Source organism: Bacillus sp. NPDC077411 (assembly GCF_044543425.1).
GTDB lineage: Bacteria > Bacillota > Bacilli > Bacillales > Bacillaceae_G > Bacillus_A > Bacillus_A bruguierae.
In genome coordinates, this window is the sequence record NZ_JBITWA010000002.1 from 49,047 (window position 1) to 66,811 (window position 17,765).

Consider the following 17,765-nt stretch of genomic DNA (forward strand, 5'->3'; position numbering starts at 1 on the left):
ATAAAAAAGCAAAGAAAGCAGCAACTTAATAGATTATTAGTAAGTAACTTTTTCATAATGAAGATTTAGGGGGTACTGTTATGAAGTATCGTTCAGTTTTTGATATTATTGGCCCAGTTATGATTGGACCATCTAGTTCGCATACAGCAGGTGCAGCAAGAATGGGGCAAGTTGCTAGTCAGTTGTTTCGCTATGAACCTGAGAAAATTATCATTTCGTTATACGGTTCGTTCGCAAAAACATATCGAGGTCATGGTACTGATGTAGCACTTGTGGGGGGAATATTAGGATTTGAAACGGATGATCCTCGGATTCCTCAAGCACTTGAAATTGCACAGGAACGCGGAATTGACGTCACATTTATTGAAGAGGAAGCACAAGCAATCCATCCAAATACAGCGAAAATTCGTTTGTATAAAGGTGAAGATGAAATTGAAGTTGTTGCTTGTTCAATCGGCGGCGGGAAAATTGAAGTTGTAGAGCTCAATGGATTTGACTTGCAATTAACAGGTACAAGTCCAGCACTTCTAATTGTAAATAATGATCGTTTCGGAACAATTGCTTCTGTTACATCTATTCTTGCAAAGCATGAAATTAATATTAGTATGATGAGTGTTTCACGTAAGGAAAAAGGAAGAAAAGCGCTAATGGTTATTGAAACAGATGAGTTGTTAGCAGATGAAATCATTGATGAAATTAAAGCGCAGAAAAATGTTTGTCAAGTAACAATTATGGATTAATAGCAGGGGGGACACAACATGTTTCGGAATGTAGCGGAACTAGTTGCACAAGCAGAAGAGCAAAATGTAAAAATTGCAGAGATTATGATTCAATGTGAAATGGAAACAAGAAACCTTTCTCGTGAAGTAGTAATCGCTGGTATGGAAAAAAATTTAGTTGTAATGGAAAAAGCAGTTGAACGCGGAATTCAAGGTGTGAAATCTCCGACTGGACTTACTGGTGGAGATGCAGTGAAAGTACAGGCGTATATGAAAAGTGGAAAAGGTTTGTCTGGGGATACAATTTTAGATGCAGTAAGTAAAGCTGTTGCAACGAATGAAGTAAATGCTGCAATGGGGATTATTTGTGCAACGCCAACAGCTGGTTCAGCGGGAACGGTACCAGGTGTGCTATTTGCATTAAAAGAAAAATTAAACCCAACGCGTGAAGAGATGATTGAATTTCTATTTACAGCTGGTGCATTTGGTATGGTTGTAGCGAACAACGCTTGCATTGCCGGGGCAGCTGGTGGGTGTCAGGCGGAAGTTGGTTCAGCAAGTGGAATGGCGGCTGCAGCTGCTGTTGAAATGGCTGGAGGTACACCGGAACAGGCAGCAACAGCAATGAGTATTGCACTTAAAAATATGCTTGGATTAGTATGTGATCCTGTTGCAGGACTTGTAGAAGTACCGTGTGTAAAACGTAACGCAGCTGGTGCATCAAATGCCATGATTGCAGCTGATTTATCATTAGCTGGTGTAACGAGTATGATTCCGTGTGATGAAGTAATTGAAGCAATGTATCGCATCGGACAAACGATGCCAAGTGCGCTTCGTGAAACAGCAGAAGGCGGTCTTGCAGCAACGCCGACAGGACGTCGTTTACAGGAAGAAATTTTTGGGAAGAAAAGTGAATAATAAAAAACCCTTGCTTACTCAGCAAGGGTTTTTTATTATTCATTTACAAACTTCTCTAATGTTTCACCAAGCTCGTGAGAACGTTTTGTTGCTTCTGTAATACATTGAATAAGTGCTTCTTGAAATTGAAAGCTTTTCAACACTTCAATGCCAGCTTCTGTCGTTCCTCCTGGCGATGTAATTTCTTTTCTTAATATAGAAGGGTGCTTTTCATTTGTTTTTAACATCTCTGCGGCACCAATCATTGTTTGGAGAATAAGTGATTTTGCTACAGTTTCCTCTAAGCCAATTTGCTTTGCTGCATTTTCCATTGCTTCTATAACGTAATAAATATAAGCTGGGCCACTTCCTGATAAAGCGGTGACAGCATGCATATGCTTTTCTTCTACAACAGACACAAGACCAATTGTTTCAAAAAGCGTTTTTGCAAGCAATATATGCTCTTCTTTTGCATGAACAGAAGGAGAAATGGCAGTAGCTGATTTTAAAATTGCTGATGATGTATTTGGCATTGCCCTAATAATAGGAACATTTTTTTTCAGTAAATTGACAATAGAGGCCGTGGATACGCCTGCTAGCAATGAAATAATTAATTTATTCTTCGTAATGTAATCTCGTAATGGAGTAAGAGCTTCCGCAACATCTTTTGGTTTCATTGCTAAAAATATAATATCAGCGTTAGCGATCAGCTCTTTTTTATTATGTGTACCATGTACACCGTAACGGTGATGCAACTCTTGTAGTCTTCTTTTATTAGAGTGATTACTAACAGTAATCTGTTCTCCTTTTACAACTTGGGCTTGTAATAATCCAGCAATCATCGCTTCGGCAATTGAGCCTGCACCGACAAAAGCAATTCTTTGTAATGACATGATGTGTCCCCCTTTATGTATATAAGAATAACTTGTTAAATTTACATACATTCGGCTCTTCGTAGAAAATCCCTTCTTTTTATCTGAAAATAATGACAAATTTTCATGTTAGATGTAAACTGAAGGAAGATTCATTTTTTTGAAACGGTGAAATAGGGGAGGCATAAAGGTATGACAGTTATTCATAGAATGGAAATTCCTGTTCCATTTGCGGTAGAAATAGTTAACGTTTTTTTAGTAGAGGGAGAAACACTTACATTAATTGATACAGGAACGAATACAGAAGAAGCGAGATTAGCATTAGAGAAGCAACTAAATGCACTAGGATATAAGGTAGAAGATATTGAAACAGTTGTACTGACGCACCACCATGCAGATCATTGCGGATTATTGGATATATTCTCTAATCAAACAAATATTGTGGGCCATCCATGGAATGAACCGTGGATTACGCAAGATCCGCAATTTCTAAAGCGATATCAGCAATTCTTTTTAGAATCATCTAGACAATTTGGAGTTCCAGAAACATTTTTAAAACAAAGTGCATCGCTAACGAAAACAATGATATACTCCTGTAAACGTTCTCTTACACATACTGTAAGAGAAGGGGATCGCATTGCTTCGGTGCCGGAATTTACAGTGATTGAAACACCAGGGCATGCTTCTACCCATATTTCTTTATATCGTGAAAGGGATGGATTGCTAATTGGTGGTGATGCCTTGATTGGACATATTTCCTCTAATCCGATTTTAGAACCGCCATATGAAGGAGAAACAGAGCGAGCAAAGCCGATGCTGCAGTACAATGAAACATTAAAACGCTTAGCTCGTATGAATATTTCACGTGTTTTACCTGGGCATGGGGATGATATTATTGATGTGAAAAGATTGGTAAATGAGCGTCTACAAAAACAAGAGGCGCGTGCATTTAAAGTGTTAAATTTATTAAAGAAACAACCGATGACAGCATTTGAAGTGTGCGTTAAACTATTTCCTGTGCTATATGAAAAGCAGTTGCCGCTTACAATCTCTGAAACAGTTGGACAATTAGACTTTTTAGCATATAATCAACAGGTGATGATTGATAAGTCATCAGAGCAATGGATTTACTATGCAAAGTAGGTGACAGCCATGAATAGGCGCTTACAAGATAAAGTAATCGTCATAACAGGAGCTTCAAGTGGAATTGGGGAAGAGTTAGCAATGCAAGCAGCGGAGCGCGGTGCAATTCCTGTACTAATCGCTCGTACAGAAGAAAAATTACGAGCGCTCAAACAAAAAATCGAAACAACATATCATATTTCTTGTCATTATTATGTTTTGGATATAAGTAATGAAGAAGAAGTGGAACTTGTTTTTACACAAGTGCTTCAAGATATAGGGAGTATTGATATATTAGTCAATAATGCTGGTTTTGGTGTGTTTAAAACGTTTGTCGATGCATCTGTGCAAGAAGTAAAGGATATGTTTGATGTAAATGTATTCGGTTTAGTAGCGTGTACGAAAGCAGTTTTACCTTATATGATTGAACGAAATAGCGGACATATTGTGAATATCGCTTCACTAGCAGGGAAAATTGCAACGCCGAAATCAAGTGCATATGCAGCAACGAAACATGCGGTGTTAGGGTTTACAAATAGCTTGCGCATGGAACTTGCAAATACAAACGTTACTGTAACAGCAATTAATCCAGGTCCAATTGATACAGACTTTCATACGATAGCTGATGAATCTGGTACATACGTAAAAAGTGTCGAACGTTACATATTAAAACCAAACTATGTAGCACAGCAAATTGTAAAAGCGATTGAAACAAAAAAACGTGAAGTGAATTTACCGAAATGGATGAGTTTAGGACCAATTGTCTTTTCCTTGTTTCCTGGTTTATTCGAACGTGTTGCTGGAAAATCATTAAGTAAAAAATAGGAGATTCTCTATTTGAGAATCTCCTATTTTTTATTGATTAAATCTTCTATGGCTGATACTAATTCAGTATTTTCTTTGTAATAATATTCGTTAATTTTAGAAGTCGTGAAACTGCCTACTTCTTCGTCTTTGTTATACATCTTTACGGAATATAAATATCCGACTTTTTTTTCTTGGTTTTTTTCAAGTGCGAATGTAATAGACTGCATGTGATTGATCCATTCGTCGATATGTGTTTGATTTGTAATAATCGTATTTTCTCCATTTCCTTTCGTTATTTCTATTTTTGTTACATGAATATGAGGATAAATGTCTGTGAAGTTCATGGTATTATTTTGGCAAGCTGCTAAAAAGAACGTAAGTAATCCGAGAAGAATAAAAATTCTTTTCATTTTTTATAACCTCCTTTTCATGCTTCATAATCCTTTAACATGTTATAAGTTTCTCGTTTTTTTACGATAACGTAATATACTCATACACGGCATCTTCTACAGCCTCATATAAATCAATTTCCGTATTGTTAGAAATAATATTTTGAATACGTACTATGAGCGTTTCATAGTCTTCTTGTGAAGTTGGCGTACATTGATATTGTTGAAAACTTTTAGTAACCATTTTTTTTATTAATTTTTCATTCATGATTTTTCCCACCTACATGTATATATGTATTGTTTTTATCCCGCTATTTGTGGGCAGTAAGACCCCTACCTCAAGATTCAGAGAGAGTATTGTCCAGTTCCAGTGGCTAGAATGTTCGGTGGCTTCGCTTCTTCCTACGAGGTAAAATACACCTCTACATCAGAAGCTCCATCCCCCTCACATTCTGGACGAGCCACTTCCACTTTTCTTCATTGTCCAGCTCTAGCGGCTAGAACCTCCGGTCGTTTCGCCCCCTCCGACGAGGCAAAAAGCGCCTCTTTGTCAGGGGCGTGGGCGTCCTGCGTTTCTGAGCGAGCCGCTTCCGCTTTTCTAAAGAAGATAGGTGGGGGATAACTGCTGGCATGTGCCCGATTGGACGGGCTTTCCATCAGTGGGAGATGAAAAAACTCTCCACTGATGGAAGTTTCACTTTATTGTACTTGAATTTCAAAAGAAAATCTCTATATCTTTATTTGTGTATAAAAATTCACTCGTTGTAAAAGTTTTATTAGTAAAATGACTTTTTAACGCTGATTTTTATTGTTCATAAATTTATAAATATTTAATTGACTCTATAAATATACAACATTATAATCATATTTAAATCAAAAAGGTAATGAGGAGGAATTATGAAAACGGCGATTATTGGAGCAACCGGATATGGAGGACTTGAGCTTTTGCGGTTATTAACACATCATCCAAGCTTTACAGTGACATCGGTACATTCTTTTTCGCAAATTGGAGAATTCATGACAACACCATATCCTCATTTATCTACTTTTGTTTCTCATACATTAGCAGAGGTAGATGTTGAAGAGATTGCGAAAGAAACAGATATTGTATTTTTAGCAACGCCTGCTGGAGTGTCAGCGAATTTGACCCCGAGTTTACTAGAGGCTGGTGTAAGAGTTATTGATTTATCAGGAGATTTTCGAATTCAAAAGCCTTTTATATATGAAGAGTGGTATAAAAAAACAGCTGCAAAAGAAGAAGTATTGCAACAAGCGGTGTACGGATTAACGGAGTGGAAAAAAAGCGAAATCGCAACAGCAAACTTAATTGCGAATCCAGGATGTTATGCAACTGCTACTTTGCTTGCGGCAGCTCCATTAGTAAAAAACGAAATTATTGAAGTGGATTCCCTTATTATTGATGCGAAATCAGGAGTTTCTGGAGCAGGAAAGACGCCGACAAATATGACACACTTCCCAGAAATTCACGATAATTTATACATTTATAAAGTAAATGAACATCAGCATATCCCAGAAATTGAGCAAATGTTGGGGGAATGGGATGAGAACATGAAACCAATTACGTTTAGTACACATCTGATTCCGATTACGAGAGGGATTATGGTTACGCTCTATGCAAAGGCGAAGCAAGAGATAACAGATGATGTGCTTCAGCAGGTTTATGAGGAAAGCTATTGTCATTCACCGTTTGTAAGAATACGAGAAAAGGGAGTTTTTCCAAGTCCGAAAGAAGTAAGGGGATCTAACTTTTGTGACATCGGAACGGCTTATGATAAACGAACCGGACGAATTACGATTGTTGCAGTCATTGATAATGTAATGAAGGGGGCGGCGGGGCAGGCAATGCAAAATGCAAATATATTAGCAGGGGTAGAAGAGACGGAGAATTTACACTTTATGCCGTTGTATCCGTAAGGGGGATAAAGCATGATTGAAACAGTATTATGTACGAAGATAGAAAACGGTTCAATTGTAACACCAAAAGGATTTGCAGCAATTGGAATTCATGCGGGATTAAGAAAAGAGAAAAAAGATATGGGAGCCATCGTATGTGAAATACCGGCGAGTTGCGGGGCTGTTTATACGCAAAATCAATTCCAAGCAGCTCCTATTATCGTGACGAAAGAAGGTATTGCTGCTAAGCAAAAATTACAGGCTATTGTTGTGAATAGTGCAAATGCGAATTCTTGTACAGGTGTAAAAGGACTGCAGGATGCATATGAAATGCGTGCATTAGCAGCTAAGCAGTTTCATATAGATGAGAATTACGTTGCGGTAGCGTCTACAGGCGTCATCGGAGAGCCTCTACCAATGGAGAAAGTACGAAGTGGTATTTCTTCGTTACAACCATCAACAGAAGTAGAGATTGCGACATCATTTTATGAAGCAATTTTGACGACAGATTTAGTTGCGAAACAATCATGTTACAAGTTTTCAATTGAAGGGAAAGAGGTTGTGATTGCCGGAGCTGCAAAAGGATCAGGAATGATTCATCCAAATATGGCAACGATGCTCGGGTTTATTACGACTGATGTGAATATAGAAAGTGAAACATTACAAAGAGCTTTATCTCAAGTTATAAATCATACATTTAATCAAATTACAGTCGATGGAGATACGTCTACAAATGACATGGTACTTGTTATGGCAAGTGGGTTATCCAATACAACCGAAATATGCGAAGAACATCCAGAATGGGAGAAGTTTTTACTCGCATTTGGAAAGGTATGTGAAGATTTAGCAAAGCAAATTGCGAAAGATGGAGAAGGGGCAACAAAGTTAATTGAAGTAAATGTGCATGGCTTGCGAACTGTAGAAGAAGCAAATAGGATTGCGAAGCAAATTGTCGGCTCCAATCTTGTGAAAGCTGCTGTATACGGTGAGGATGCAAACTGGGGGCGGATTATTAGTGCAATTGGACAAAGCGGCATTGTGATTGAACCACATGCGGTTGATATTTCTATTCAGTCAATTGCAGTGTTAAAGAATAGTGAACCTCAATGTTTTTCAGAAGAGGAGATGAAACAAATGCTGCAACAAGAAGAGCTTGTTATCGATGTATACCTTCATATAGGTAAGGCAAGCGGAAGAGCATGGGGATGCGATTTAAGTTATGAATATATAAAAATTAACGCTTGTTATCGCACATAAGGAGAGAAGAGATGAGAGAACGTATTGTAATAAAATGCGGCGGCAGTATGTTGGCTCGTTTAGGTGAAACATTTTTTCAATGTATGAAACAAATTGCGCAAATGTATGATGTGATTGTTGTTCATGGTGGTGGGCCTGAAATTGATGGGATGCTAAACAAATTAAGTATTCCGATTGAAAAGAAAGATGGATTACGTGTGACAACAGCAGAGGTAATGAAAATTGTACAAATGGTATTATGCGGCAGTGCGAATAAGACATTTGTTTCAAAATTAAATGAACAAAAACTTGAAGCGATTGGATTATCTGGCTGTGATGGAATGTTATTGCAAGTTGCTCCGCTAGAAGCAGAATTTGGTTTTGTCGGTGAAGTGAAATTTGTTCGAAAGGCGCTATTACAATGTTTGTTAGCAAATCAGTTTATTCCTGTTGTTGCACCTGTTGGAGTAATGGATGGACAGTTATATAACGTGAATGCAGATGCAGCAGCAGCGGCAATTGCGACAGCAATCAATGCGGAAAAATTAATTTTTATTACAGATGTAGATGGCGTTATGTACAAGGATCAGCTTCTTGAGAAAGTAGATGAACAGCAGCTTCTCGAGCTTATAGATAAGGAAACGATTACCGGTGGAATGATTCCGAAAGTGAAAGCTGCATTGACATCATTGGAACTAGGTGTAAAGGATGTTGTAATTGTGAACGGTACACAATGTTTTTTGACAAATAAAGGAGAGTGGATTGGCACAACAGTAACAAAAGGGGGGAGAGGTGGTGGGGCAGCATGTTTTTCCAACATACAGTAGACGGAATATTGAAATTGTGAACGGAAGCGGCACAAAGGTTACAGATAAACAAGGAAAGCAATATTTAGATTTTACTTCTGGAATTGCGGTATGCAATTTAGGGCATTGTCATCCAGCGGTAGTAAATGCTGTTGAAGAGCAATTACAAACAATATGGCACATTTCAAATTTATTTCCTCATACAGTACAAGAAGAAGTTGCTAAGTTATTAACAAAGGGACGAGAGTTATGCTATGCATTTTTTTGTAATAGCGGAGCGGAAGCGAATGAGGCAGCGTTGAAGTTAGCACGTAAGTATACAGAGAAATCAGTTGTGATTACGTGCAGACAATCATTTCATGGACGAACTTTTGCAACAATGAGTGCAACAGGACAATCTAAAATTCATGATGGATTTGGACCACTTCTTCCAAGTTTTCTACACCTTCCTTTTAATAATATTACTGCGTTTCAAGAAGCGATGAATGAAGAAATTGCAGCCGTTATGGTGGAAATTGTACAGGGAGAAGGCGGTGTTCTTCCAGCAGATGTTCCATTTTTACGTGAGATTGAGAAATTATGTCATAGATACGGTGCACTTTTCATCGTCGATGAAGTGCAGACCGGAATGGGGAGAACAGGGACGTTATTTGCATATGAACAAATGGGAATTTCACCTGATATTGTTACAGTCGCAAAAGCGCTTGGAAATGGTATTCCGGTTGGAGCGATGCTTGGTAAAAAAGAGCTAGGATCCGTTTTCTCTCCAGGAACACATGGCTCGACGTTTGGCGGGAATTTTATTGCAATGGCAGCTGCAAAAGAAGTATTACAAATTGTTTCACAGCCTTCTTTTTTGCAAGAAGTACAAGAAAAAGGAGCGTATTTTTTACGGAAATTACAAGAAGCGTTTCGGGATATGGAGTGGATCATTGATATTCGCGGGAAAGGGCTCATGATTGGAGTTGTTTGCAAAGGAGAAGTTAGTGCACTGGTAGGAGCGTTAGAGAAAGAAGGCCTTCTCGTTTTACAAGCTGGACCCAATATACTGCGTATATTACCGCCGCTTATTGTAACGAAAGCAGAAATAGATGAAGCGGTGCATATGATGAGTCGTGTATGCAAACAAGCACTACTAAAATAAAGGAGGAATTTGTATGCAAACAGTGTCTGTACCAAAACTGCAAACAAAGGATATTTTAACATTAGAAGAATTAACACAAGAAGAAATCATTGCAATTATTGAGTTTGCGATGTATGTAAAAAAAGAAAAAACATTACCACTCTTAAATGGTAAAATCTTAGGATTAATCTTTGACAAACATTCTACTCGTACACGTGTATCTTTTGAAGCTGGAATGATTCAGCTTGGGGGACATGGTATGTTTTTAAACGGTAAGGAACTTCAGCTTGGAAGAGGGGAAAGTATTGCGGATACTGCAAAAGTACTATCACAATATATAGATGGAATTATGATACGAACATTTTCACATAAGGAAGTAGAAGAATTAGCAAAAGAAGCAACAATTCCTATTATTAATGGATTAACAGATGACCATCATCCGTGTCAAGCGCTGGCAGATTTAATGACGATTTATGAAGAAGTAAATACATTTCAAAATATTAAGCTTACTTACGTTGGTGATGGAAATAATGTTTGTCATTCACTGCTCATTGCGAGTGCGAAAGTAGGGATGAACATTACAGTTGCAACGCCTCAAGGGTATGAAGTGAATGAAGAAATTGTGAAACGTGCAATCGAAATTGCACAGAAAACAGGAGCTAAAATTGACATTACATATAATGCAAAAGAGGCTGTCAAAGAAGCGGATTTTATTTATACAGATGTTTGGATGAGTATGGGGCAAGAAGATAATAAAGAGAAATATAAATTGTTTCAGCCATATCAAGTAAACGAGAAACTGGTTCAAGAAGCAAAATCAACGTATCGTTTCTTACACTGCTTACCAGCTCATCGCGAAGAAGAAGTAACCTCAGAAATCATTGATGGCCCACAATCAATTGTGTTTCAGCAGGCGGGAAATCGCCTGCATGTACAAAAGGCATTATTATCCAGCTTATTACAAGAAAAACAACCTTCTTCATAATAGGAGGTTGTTTTTTGTTCCAAATGTCTTATCTAGATTTCGCATTTTCTCTTTACATACTTTATAATAGTAAGAACAGAAAAATATAAGAGAGATGATGTAGATGCGAGTAAATAAGAAAACATATTCATTCTTTCAACGTATTTGGCGAGGAATGAAGTTAAATTATTATAAATTATTACGGGCACCAGAAGGCGCGAAAAATGTATCACGAGGATTTGCTGTTGGTTTTGGAATGGAGATGCTAGTTATTCATACGGCTTCGCTCGTATATCTTATTTTTTATCCACTTGTTCGATTACTGAAAGGTTCGTTTCCTGCAGCTGTTATCGGTAATATTATTGGGAAATTAACATTTTTACCTGTTCTGTTAATTCCTTTTGCGCATGCATTAGGAAAACTCATTTATCCTTTTGAGGTAAAAAAAATCCCACTTCACCATTATACAATAAGAGACTTTTTTTCAAGTAATGGGTTAACAATCTTAAGAAGCCTGTTACAAAGTGAAGTATATGTAATAATAGGTATGACGATTTTAGGGATTGGACTCGGCATAATTGCTTACTTTGTTATGCACTATTTATACGAGAAAAACCGCAAATTACGATTGACGAAAAGAAAGAAACAAATAAAAAGACCCATTGCACAACTGTAATGAATGCACATCAAATTTCCTTTTTGAATATGCTTCTAAAAAGGAGGAAAGCTGATGTTTTTTTCTTATTATGATCCAAGATACTATCCGCGTGTTTTGTATTATCATGTCCCGTATATAAGGCAGACTGTGCAACCATCGCAAGAAAGTAAACCGTATTTAACTACTTGGCCGTATTCAAATGTATATTACGGAAATTATTACGAAACATAAAGCTGCTTCGAGTTAGAAGCAGCTTTATATATTTGCTTTCATAATTAAATTTTGGATTGTTTGCAATGAATGGGTCAATTGTTCCCGGTCGCTTGCAGATAACGTTTGTAAATTTTCTTTTAGCTTTCCTAAAAGGAATTGTTTGTATTGATTAACTAATGATTTTCCTTCAGCTGTAAGAGACATTAAAATAACACGCCGATCTTTTTCGCTATAATGGCGCTCTACAAGTTCTTCTTGAATGAGTTTATTTAGCAATGGTGTCATATTCGGTCTTGAAATAGCTAACCGTTTGCCGATTTCTGAAACTGCTAATGTATCTCGCTCATGCAATAACAATAACACCTGTGTATGTGATGGCGGCATATGTCGCTGAGAAGAGAACTCTCCAGGAAGCATAAACTTGCGATAAAAAAGAGGCACTAGCGAAAGGAGATGATCAATGATGCGTTCCCACTCACGTGAATCCATATAATAGGCCCCCCTTCTGTTCTTATTGTAACAAAAAAACATAACGTTATAAAAATAGAATGATTTTTTTGTGAATCTAAGGTAAAAAACCGCCTGTAAGGACCCGATTGGTTCAACTATATAAACTCATTTTAATTTTTCAATATTTAAGTCGCTGCTATGCAGAATAAAACATGACCTCCACTTGCTTTCTCATTTTGTTTTAAATATTGCACGTGGCAGGGGAAAAGGAACTGACCGCTTCTATGCATGGCTAGATGCTCTAGCTTACTTAAAAAGAAAGAGGCTTTTATGTTGGTTTTTAATGTGTATTTATATAACCATAAGTAGGAACCCCGCCTACTTATGGAAGTTTCACTTTATCCCGCCCAAACAGGCGGTAGCTTAGGTGAAATCAGGAAGAAAAACCGCCTGTAAGGGCCCGATTGGTTCAACTAACCATAAGTAGGAACTCCGCCTACTTATGGAAGTTTCACTTTATATGACAACACTTGTTGTGCAAATGATTCTGCGATTTTTTCATATCCTTTATCATTTGGATGAACTTGATCATACAGTAAATCTTTTTGATCATTTGGTAATAATTTACGAATCGGTAAGACGAGTGAAGGTTGATTTTCTTTTGAAATCGAATATATGATTTTGTTCCAATTATCTAAGAAAACATTTGCGTAAGAAGCAATAGAATCCTCTAGTTTTAATGGGTTATGGAGCTCAGATAAAATGATGAGTGCATTCGGATTAGAGGCACGAATCGTTTTTACAATGTTTTGTAAATCTTGTTCAAAATGATCTTTTTCTTCATTTAATAATTTCATTCCTTCTATAACACCGACATTTCGGTTTATGTGTAAAACGTTATTCCCGCCAATACTAATTGTAATCATATGAGCTTCTTTTATTTTTTGCTTCATTTCTTCAGTTTGCATCATTTGCAGTAACCGGTCTGTTGTTAAGCCGTTTATTGCAAGGTTATCGACTATAATTTGTTTTTGTAATTGTTTTTCTAATGTATGAGAAGCAAATTGCACATATCCACCTTGTGTAGACCCGTAACCTTTTGCAAGAGAATCACCTAGGACAAGATGATGAAGCGTCGCATCTGTTTGTGTATCAATCCAGTGCGAAACGGTTACTGCTGGAGATTCTTTTTGAATATTTGTCTCATGATCCTTTTCATAATACAAAAATGTAATGATAAGAAGGAGGAGACAAAGTGTAGACAAAAGAAGTTTTTTCATCGTTTTATCCTCCTTATAAATGGTTATTGTATCATATTCATGATGAGAAGCAATGGAATATACATTACGTTTTTATGAAAAATTTACATTGTTTTTACAAAAAATTTGTAGAAGCACGTCAAAATTTGTTGACGATATAAACGACTGTTCGTTATGATGAATTTTAGATGGGGTAAATTTATCCAACTCGCAAAGGAAGTAGGACAACTAACTTCTTTGTAACCTGGATGATTAAGAAGTAGGGACACAGATTCCATCGTTTATTTTGTTACTAGGGATTATGTTATAGGGGGAATTTTTTGTGAAAAAATCAACAAAAACGTTGGCTGGTGCTGCACTTGCAATAGGTGTTATTGCTCCGCAAGTATGGCCTACACCTGCATATGCAGAAGGAGAGGACAGTACTGTAAAACTAAGAATATTAGAAACATCTGATATTCACGTGAACTTAATGAACTATGATTACTATCAAACAAAAACAGATAATAAAGTAGGATTAGTTCAAACAGCGACTCTTGTTAATGAAGCACGTAAAGAGGCAAAAAACTCTGTTTTATTTGATGATGGAGATGCTTTGCAAGGAACGCCGCTTGGTGATTATGTAGCAAATAAAATAAAAAAAGAAGATAATTTAGATCCAAGCTATGTGCATCCGTTATATCGTATGATGAATTTAATGAAGTATGACGTCATCTCTCTTGGAAATCATGAATTTAACTATGGATTAGATTACTTAAATCAAGTGATTAGTAAAGCACAGTTTCCTGTAATTAACTCGAATGTATATGATGCAAAAACTGGTAAAAATTATTTCAAGAATCCCTATCATATTTTAGAAAAAGAAGTAAAAGATGAAGCTGGACAAACGCAGAAAATAAAAATTGGAGTCATGGGCTTTGTACCACCGCAAATTATGGGATGGGATAAAGCGAATTTAGAAGGAAAAGTAATAGCGAAGGATATTGTAGAAACAGCGAAAGAAATGGTGCCGAAAATGAAAGCGGAAGGCGCAGATATCATCGTTGCGTTAGCTCATTCGGGTGTTGATGAAAGCGGCTACATTCCTGGGATGGAGAATGCATCGTATTATTTAGCAACAGAAGTTCCTGATGTTGACGCGGTGCTAATGGGGCACTCTCATAAAGTAGTAACGAAAAAGTATAATAATGGTGTTCCCGTTGTCATGCCAGGTGTTTTCGGAAATAATTTAGGAATGATTGATATGGAATTAAAGCAAGTGAACGGAAAATGGGAAGTACAAAAAGATAAATCGAACCCTGCTGTTCGTCCAATTGCAGATAGTAAAGGCAATGCTTTAGTAGAATCAGACCAAAAATTAGTAGACGAGATAAAGGCTGATCATGAAGGAACAATTAAATATGTAAATACACCAGTTGGCGAAACGACAGCGCCAATTAATAGTTACTTTGCGCTTGTACAAGACGATCCATCTGTTCAAATTGTAACGAATGCACAGAAGTGGTATACAGAGAAGAAGATGAAGGGTACGGAATTTGAAGGGCTGCCAATTTTATCAGCAGGTGCACCGTTTAAAGCAGGTGGACGTAACGGCGCTACATATTATACAGATATTCCAGTGGGGACGCTTGCAATTAAAAACGTTGCGGACTTATACGTATATCCAAACACATTACATGCAGTGAAAGTAAATGGCGCTCAGTTGAAAGATTGGTTAGAAATGTCGGCTGGTCAATTTAATCAAATTGATCCAAAGAACAAAGATGAGCAAAAATTAGTGAATATTGACTATCCAACGTACAATTTTGATGTATTAGATGGCGTGAAATATGAAATTGATGTAACGCAGCCTGCTAAATATGACAAAGATGGAAAAGTTGTAAATGAAACTGCAAATCGTATTGTAAACTTAACGTATGACGGAAAGCCGGTAACGGATAGTCAAGAGTTTGTTGTAGCAACGAATAACTACCGTGGTAGCAGTAAAACATTCCCAGGCGTAAGCAAAGGAGAAGTACTTTTACAATCTCCTGATGAAACTCGTCAAATTATTGTGGAATATATGAAAGAAAAGAAAACGATTAACCCGGAAGCAGATAAAAACTGGACATTTAAACCATTCACTGGCGATAAACTAAATGTTACGTTTGATTCTTCTCCAAATGCCCAAAAATATATAACGAAAGACGGAAATATTTCTTATGTTGGTCCATCAGAAAACGAATTTGCCAAATATGCAATTGATTTAACAAAAAAAGATGAACCAAATGGTGGAGACAAGCCAAATGGCGGCGATAATGGAACGGATCAACCGAAAACGCCAACAGATAATAACAATGGCGGAGATCAGCCGAAAACAACAGAAGATAATAAAAACAGCGAAGAGAAGCCGGTAGCAACAGATTCAGGTAAAGAGCAAACAAAATCAGACAACGATTTGCCAAATACAGGAGCAAATGTGTTTACGACATTGGCTGCAGGTCTTGCGTTTATTGGTGCAGGTGCGATAGCGTTATTTAGAAGAAAGAAATTAAATAAATAATAAAGAAAAAGTCCACTGCTAGGCAGCGGACTTTTCTTTATGTTCTTTCTCCCATGAAAGGCCAAAGCCTGTGAATCCAACAAATAAAGTAATGATTGGACAAAGTAAACAGAAAACGGTATATGGCAGGTAACTCATTGTTGGTACGTTTAGGACACTTGCGAGAAACACACCACTAACCCCCCATGGTACGAGCGGATTAATCACCGTGCCGGCATCTTCTAATACACGTGATAGATTGCGGCGCTTTAAGCCGAGCTCATCGTATTTTTCGGCGAATGCTTGACCTGGTAAGATGATTGATAAGTATTGTTCACCGAGCAAAAAGTTAACGCCGATTGCAGTAGCTGCTGTCGAGAAGATTAAACGTCCGCTCGTCGTGACGAAGCTTGAGATTGCGGCCATAAGCTGTTTGATAATCCCCATTTCTTGTAGTAATCCTCCCATACCGAGTGAAAGGAAAATAAGAGCAACAGACATTAACATACTTTGTAACCCGCCGCGTGTTAATAAACTATCAATATCTTTTACACCTGTATGCGATACATATCCGTTTTGCATAATGTTAATTAAGTTTGTAAGAGATGTATTTGGAGTAAAAATAAATAGAATGATAATACCTGAGATAATACCAGCAAGTAATGTAGGAACTGCTGGAACTTTTTTAACTGCTAATACAAATAAAACAAGGACCGGTAGTAAAGTAATAATAGAAATTGTTGCATGTTCTTGTAATGTTTCTGTGAAAGAAGCAAACTGAAGTTGTCCAGAAGTACCTTTCCCAAGAATATAGAAAATAACAAGTGAAATAATAAACGCGGGTACAGTTGTCCATAACATATTTCGAATATGATCAAACATATCTACTTTAGAGACAGCGGGTGCTAAATTTGTTGTATCAGAAAGAGGTGACATTTTGTCTCCAAAGAAAGATCCAGAAATAACAGCACCAGCAACTAAAGCAGCATCGTAACCAAGAGCACTTCCCATTCCCATGAAAGCAATTCCAACTGTTGCAGCTGTTGTGAAGGCACTACCAATACTAGTACCGATAATAGAACAGACGATAAAGACTGTTGGTAAGAAAATTTTAGGTGAAACCATTTGAAAACCGTATACCATTAATGTAGGAATCGTACCAGCAGCGATCCAAACGCTAATTAATGCACCGACAAGTAAAAAGATAAAAATAGATGGTAATCCTGCTGAAATACCATTTCTCATCCCATTCTCCATCACAGACCATGGTATTTTCTTTATGAATCCAAATGCTAGTAATATGACAATCCCAAATAAAATAGGAATATGTGGCATAACTTGTAATCGAATGACGCTAAAACCGATACAGAAAAAAATAAGAGCTGTTAGTATAATAGATGCTCGTTTTGTAATCATGATAATACATTCTCCTTAGATGTTATGTTTTACTATGGTTTGAAAAAATACGCCAATATCGAATAATTCCCCCGGCCGCCCAAACTTGCATATTACTTCTCTCCTTTTTTGAAAATAAAAAACGCCCCTGCAATATATGCAGGGACGAAAATAATCGCGGTACCACCCTAGCTTGTGAAATGTACGTATGACAATTAAAGGTATACACCGATTGATGAAAATAAAAAACGTCCCTGCAATATATGCAGGGACGAAAACATCGCGGTACCACCCTAAATTGTGAAATAAAAAAATTTCACCACTTTGCAGAAATAACGGTCTGTAACCGTCTTTCACTACTCCAACTGTTTCGTAAAAGAAGCTCAAGGGAGTAATTCATACTTCGTTCTGTACTGATTC

General features: G+C 37.2%; 18 protein-coding genes and 1 other annotated feature (1 of these 19 only partly in view). Of the genes, 12 read left to right on the forward strand and 6 right to left on the reverse strand.

The annotated features are described in order from the left end of the window. Positions 1–80: 80 nt before the first annotated feature. The gene (sdaAB, locus tag ACIGHG_RS03605) at positions 81–740 is read left to right on the forward strand and encodes an L-serine ammonia-lyase, iron-sulfur-dependent subunit beta (protein ID WP_336471329.1); all 660 of its coding nucleotides are present in this window, start codon (positions 81–83) and stop codon (positions 738–740) included. A gap of 18 nt (positions 741–758) precedes the next feature. After that, entirely contained in the window at positions 759–1,637 is an 879-nt protein-coding gene (gene sdaAA, locus ACIGHG_RS03610) for an L-serine ammonia-lyase, iron-sulfur-dependent, subunit alpha (protein WP_396547245.1), read from the forward strand. 35 nt (positions 1,638–1,672) lie between these two features. On the opposite strand, the gene proI is transcribed toward sdaAA, so the two are convergent. Beyond that, on the reverse strand, positions 1,673–2,509 hold the full coding sequence (gene proI / locus ACIGHG_RS03615; protein ID WP_336471330.1) for a pyrroline-5-carboxylate reductase ProI: 837 nt from the start codon (positions 2,507–2,509) through the stop codon (positions 1,673–1,675). A 171-nt stretch (positions 2,510–2,680) separates the two neighbouring features. On the opposite strand from proI, the gene ACIGHG_RS03620 reads away from it, so the two are divergent. Both ACIGHG_RS03620 and ACIGHG_RS03625 read left to right on the forward strand, forming a co-directional pair. Then, complete coding sequence (locus ACIGHG_RS03620) at positions 2,681–3,631, forward strand: MBL fold metallo-hydrolase (RefSeq protein WP_336471331.1); 951 nt, start codon at positions 2,681–2,683, stop codon at positions 3,629–3,631. Between the two features lie 9 nt (positions 3,632–3,640). Beyond that, on the forward strand, positions 3,641–4,435 hold the full coding sequence (locus ACIGHG_RS03625) for an SDR family oxidoreductase (RefSeq protein WP_336471332.1): 795 nt from the start codon (positions 3,641–3,643) through the stop codon (positions 4,433–4,435). Positions 4,436–4,458: 23 nt separating this feature from the next. On the opposite strand, the gene ACIGHG_RS03630 is transcribed toward ACIGHG_RS03625, so the two are convergent. Both ACIGHG_RS03630 and ACIGHG_RS03635 read right to left on the reverse strand, forming a co-directional pair. Continuing rightward, positions 4,459–4,827 carry a hypothetical protein gene (locus tag ACIGHG_RS03630; protein WP_336471333.1) on the reverse strand — a complete coding sequence of 123 codons (369 nt, stop codon included), beginning with the start codon at positions 4,825–4,827 and terminating at the stop codon, positions 4,459–4,461. 61 nt (positions 4,828–4,888) lie between these two features. After that, positions 4,889–5,074: a YqzH family protein gene (locus tag ACIGHG_RS03635; RefSeq protein WP_336471334.1), complete on the reverse strand. Its 186-nt coding sequence runs from the start codon at positions 5,072–5,074 to the stop codon at positions 4,889–4,891. A gap of 629 nt (positions 5,075–5,703) precedes the next feature. Between ACIGHG_RS03635 and argC the strand changes: the two genes are divergently transcribed. The 7 genes from argC to ACIGHG_RS03670 all read left to right on the forward strand — a co-directional run bounded on the left by argC (position 5,704) and on the right by ACIGHG_RS03670 (position 11,738). Beyond that, on the forward strand, positions 5,704–6,741 hold the full coding sequence (gene argC / locus ACIGHG_RS03640) for an N-acetyl-gamma-glutamyl-phosphate reductase (protein WP_336471335.1): 1,038 nt from the start codon (positions 5,704–5,706) through the stop codon (positions 6,739–6,741). A gap of 12 nt (positions 6,742–6,753) precedes the next feature. Next, on the forward strand, positions 6,754–7,977 hold the full coding sequence (gene argJ / locus ACIGHG_RS03645; protein WP_336471336.1) for a bifunctional glutamate N-acetyltransferase/amino-acid acetyltransferase ArgJ: 1,224 nt from the start codon (positions 6,754–6,756) through the stop codon (positions 7,975–7,977). Between the two features lie 11 nt (positions 7,978–7,988). Beyond that, positions 7,989–8,783: an acetylglutamate kinase gene (argB, locus tag ACIGHG_RS03650; RefSeq protein ID WP_396547249.1), complete on the forward strand. Its 795-nt coding sequence runs from the start codon at positions 7,989–7,991 to the stop codon at positions 8,781–8,783. Then, positions 8,752–9,906, forward strand: coding sequence for an acetylornithine transaminase (locus ACIGHG_RS03655; RefSeq protein WP_396547251.1), 1,155 nt, complete (start codon positions 8,752–8,754; stop codon positions 9,904–9,906). The genes argB and ACIGHG_RS03655 overlap by 32 nt, the downstream gene beginning before the upstream one ends. Before the next feature lie 13 nt (positions 9,907–9,919). Beyond that, on the forward strand, positions 9,920–10,870 hold the full coding sequence (gene argF, locus ACIGHG_RS03660; protein WP_396547253.1) for an ornithine carbamoyltransferase: 951 nt from the start codon (positions 9,920–9,922) through the stop codon (positions 10,868–10,870). 103 nt (positions 10,871–10,973) lie between these two features. Continuing rightward, the gene (locus ACIGHG_RS03665) at positions 10,974–11,525 is read left to right on the forward strand and encodes a DUF2062 domain-containing protein (protein ID WP_090913997.1); all 552 of its coding nucleotides are present in this window, start codon (positions 10,974–10,976) and stop codon (positions 11,523–11,525) included. Between the two features lie 54 nt (positions 11,526–11,579). Then, on the forward strand, positions 11,580–11,738 hold the full coding sequence (locus ACIGHG_RS03670; RefSeq protein ID WP_336471340.1) for a hypothetical protein: 159 nt from the start codon (positions 11,580–11,582) through the stop codon (positions 11,736–11,738). Between the two features lie 24 nt (positions 11,739–11,762). On the opposite strand, the gene ACIGHG_RS03675 is transcribed toward ACIGHG_RS03670, so the two are convergent. Beyond that, positions 11,763–12,209 carry a MarR family winged helix-turn-helix transcriptional regulator gene (locus ACIGHG_RS03675; RefSeq protein ID WP_090913999.1) on the reverse strand — a complete coding sequence of 149 codons (447 nt, stop codon included), beginning with the start codon at positions 12,207–12,209 and terminating at the stop codon, positions 11,763–11,765. Between the two features lie 461 nt (positions 12,210–12,670). Then, positions 12,671–13,450, reverse strand: coding sequence for a GDSL-type esterase/lipase family protein (locus ACIGHG_RS03680; RefSeq protein ID WP_336471341.1), 780 nt, complete (start codon positions 13,448–13,450; stop codon positions 12,671–12,673). 301 nt (positions 13,451–13,751) lie between these two features. Here ACIGHG_RS03680 and ACIGHG_RS03685 point away from each other — a divergent pair, with 301 nt between their 5' ends. Beyond that, positions 13,752–15,971 carry a bifunctional 2',3'-cyclic-nucleotide 2'-phosphodiesterase/3'-nucleotidase gene (locus ACIGHG_RS03685; RefSeq protein WP_396547256.1) on the forward strand — a complete coding sequence of 740 codons (2,220 nt, stop codon included), beginning with the start codon at positions 13,752–13,754 and terminating at the stop codon, positions 15,969–15,971. 18 nt (positions 15,972–15,989) lie between these two features. On the opposite strand, the gene nhaC is transcribed toward ACIGHG_RS03685, so the two are convergent. Further along, positions 15,990–17,366: a Na+/H+ antiporter NhaC gene (gene nhaC, locus ACIGHG_RS03690; protein WP_090914005.1), complete on the reverse strand. Its 1,377-nt coding sequence runs from the start codon at positions 17,364–17,366 to the stop codon at positions 15,990–15,992. 243 nt (positions 17,367–17,609) lie between these two features. Then, positions 17,610–17,765: a binding site (T-box leader), on the reverse strand; it runs 65 nt beyond the window's last position.

Excerpts from the sequence above, each read along its gene's own strand:
- ACIGHG_RS03680 (WP_336471341.1), bottom strand. The coding sequence starts at position 13,450 with ATGAAAAAACTTCTTTTGTCTACACTTTGTCTCCTCCTTCTTATCATT.
- argF (WP_396547253.1), top strand. The coding sequence starts at position 9,920 with ATGCAAACAGTGTCTGTACCAAAACTGCAAACAAAGGATATTTTAACA.
- ACIGHG_RS03670 (WP_336471340.1), top strand. The coding sequence starts at position 11,580 with ATGTTTTTTTCTTATTATGATCCAAGATACTATCCGCGTGTTTTGTAT.
- ACIGHG_RS03625 (WP_336471332.1), top strand. The coding sequence starts at position 3,641 with ATGAATAGGCGCTTACAAGATAAAGTAATCGTCATAACAGGAGCTTCA.
- ACIGHG_RS03630 (WP_336471333.1), bottom strand. The coding sequence starts at position 4,827 with ATGAAAAGAATTTTTATTCTTCTCGGATTACTTACGTTCTTTTTAGCA.
- ACIGHG_RS03665 (WP_090913997.1), top strand. The coding sequence starts at position 10,974 with ATGCGAGTAAATAAGAAAACATATTCATTCTTTCAACGTATTTGGCGA.
- nhaC (WP_090914005.1), bottom strand. The coding sequence starts at position 17,366 with ATGATTACAAAACGAGCATCTATTATACTAACAGCTCTTATTTTTTTC.
- sdaAA (WP_396547245.1), top strand. The coding sequence starts at position 759 with ATGTTTCGGAATGTAGCGGAACTAGTTGCACAAGCAGAAGAGCAAAAT.
- argJ (WP_336471336.1), top strand. The coding sequence starts at position 6,754 with ATGATTGAAACAGTATTATGTACGAAGATAGAAAACGGTTCAATTGTA.
- argB (WP_396547249.1), top strand. The coding sequence starts at position 7,989 with ATGAGAGAACGTATTGTAATAAAATGCGGCGGCAGTATGTTGGCTCGT.
- ACIGHG_RS03635 (WP_336471334.1), bottom strand. The coding sequence starts at position 5,074 with ATGAATGAAAAATTAATAAAAAAAATGGTTACTAAAAGTTTTCAACAA.
- argC (WP_336471335.1), top strand. The coding sequence starts at position 5,704 with ATGAAAACGGCGATTATTGGAGCAACCGGATATGGAGGACTTGAGCTT.
- sdaAB (WP_336471329.1), top strand. The coding sequence starts at position 81 with ATGAAGTATCGTTCAGTTTTTGATATTATTGGCCCAGTTATGATTGGA.
- ACIGHG_RS03675 (WP_090913999.1), bottom strand. The coding sequence starts at position 12,209 with ATGGATTCACGTGAGTGGGAACGCATCATTGATCATCTCCTTTCGCTA.
- proI (WP_336471330.1), bottom strand. The coding sequence starts at position 2,509 with ATGTCATTACAAAGAATTGCTTTTGTCGGTGCAGGCTCAATTGCCGAA.
- ACIGHG_RS03620 (WP_336471331.1), top strand. The coding sequence starts at position 2,681 with ATGACAGTTATTCATAGAATGGAAATTCCTGTTCCATTTGCGGTAGAA.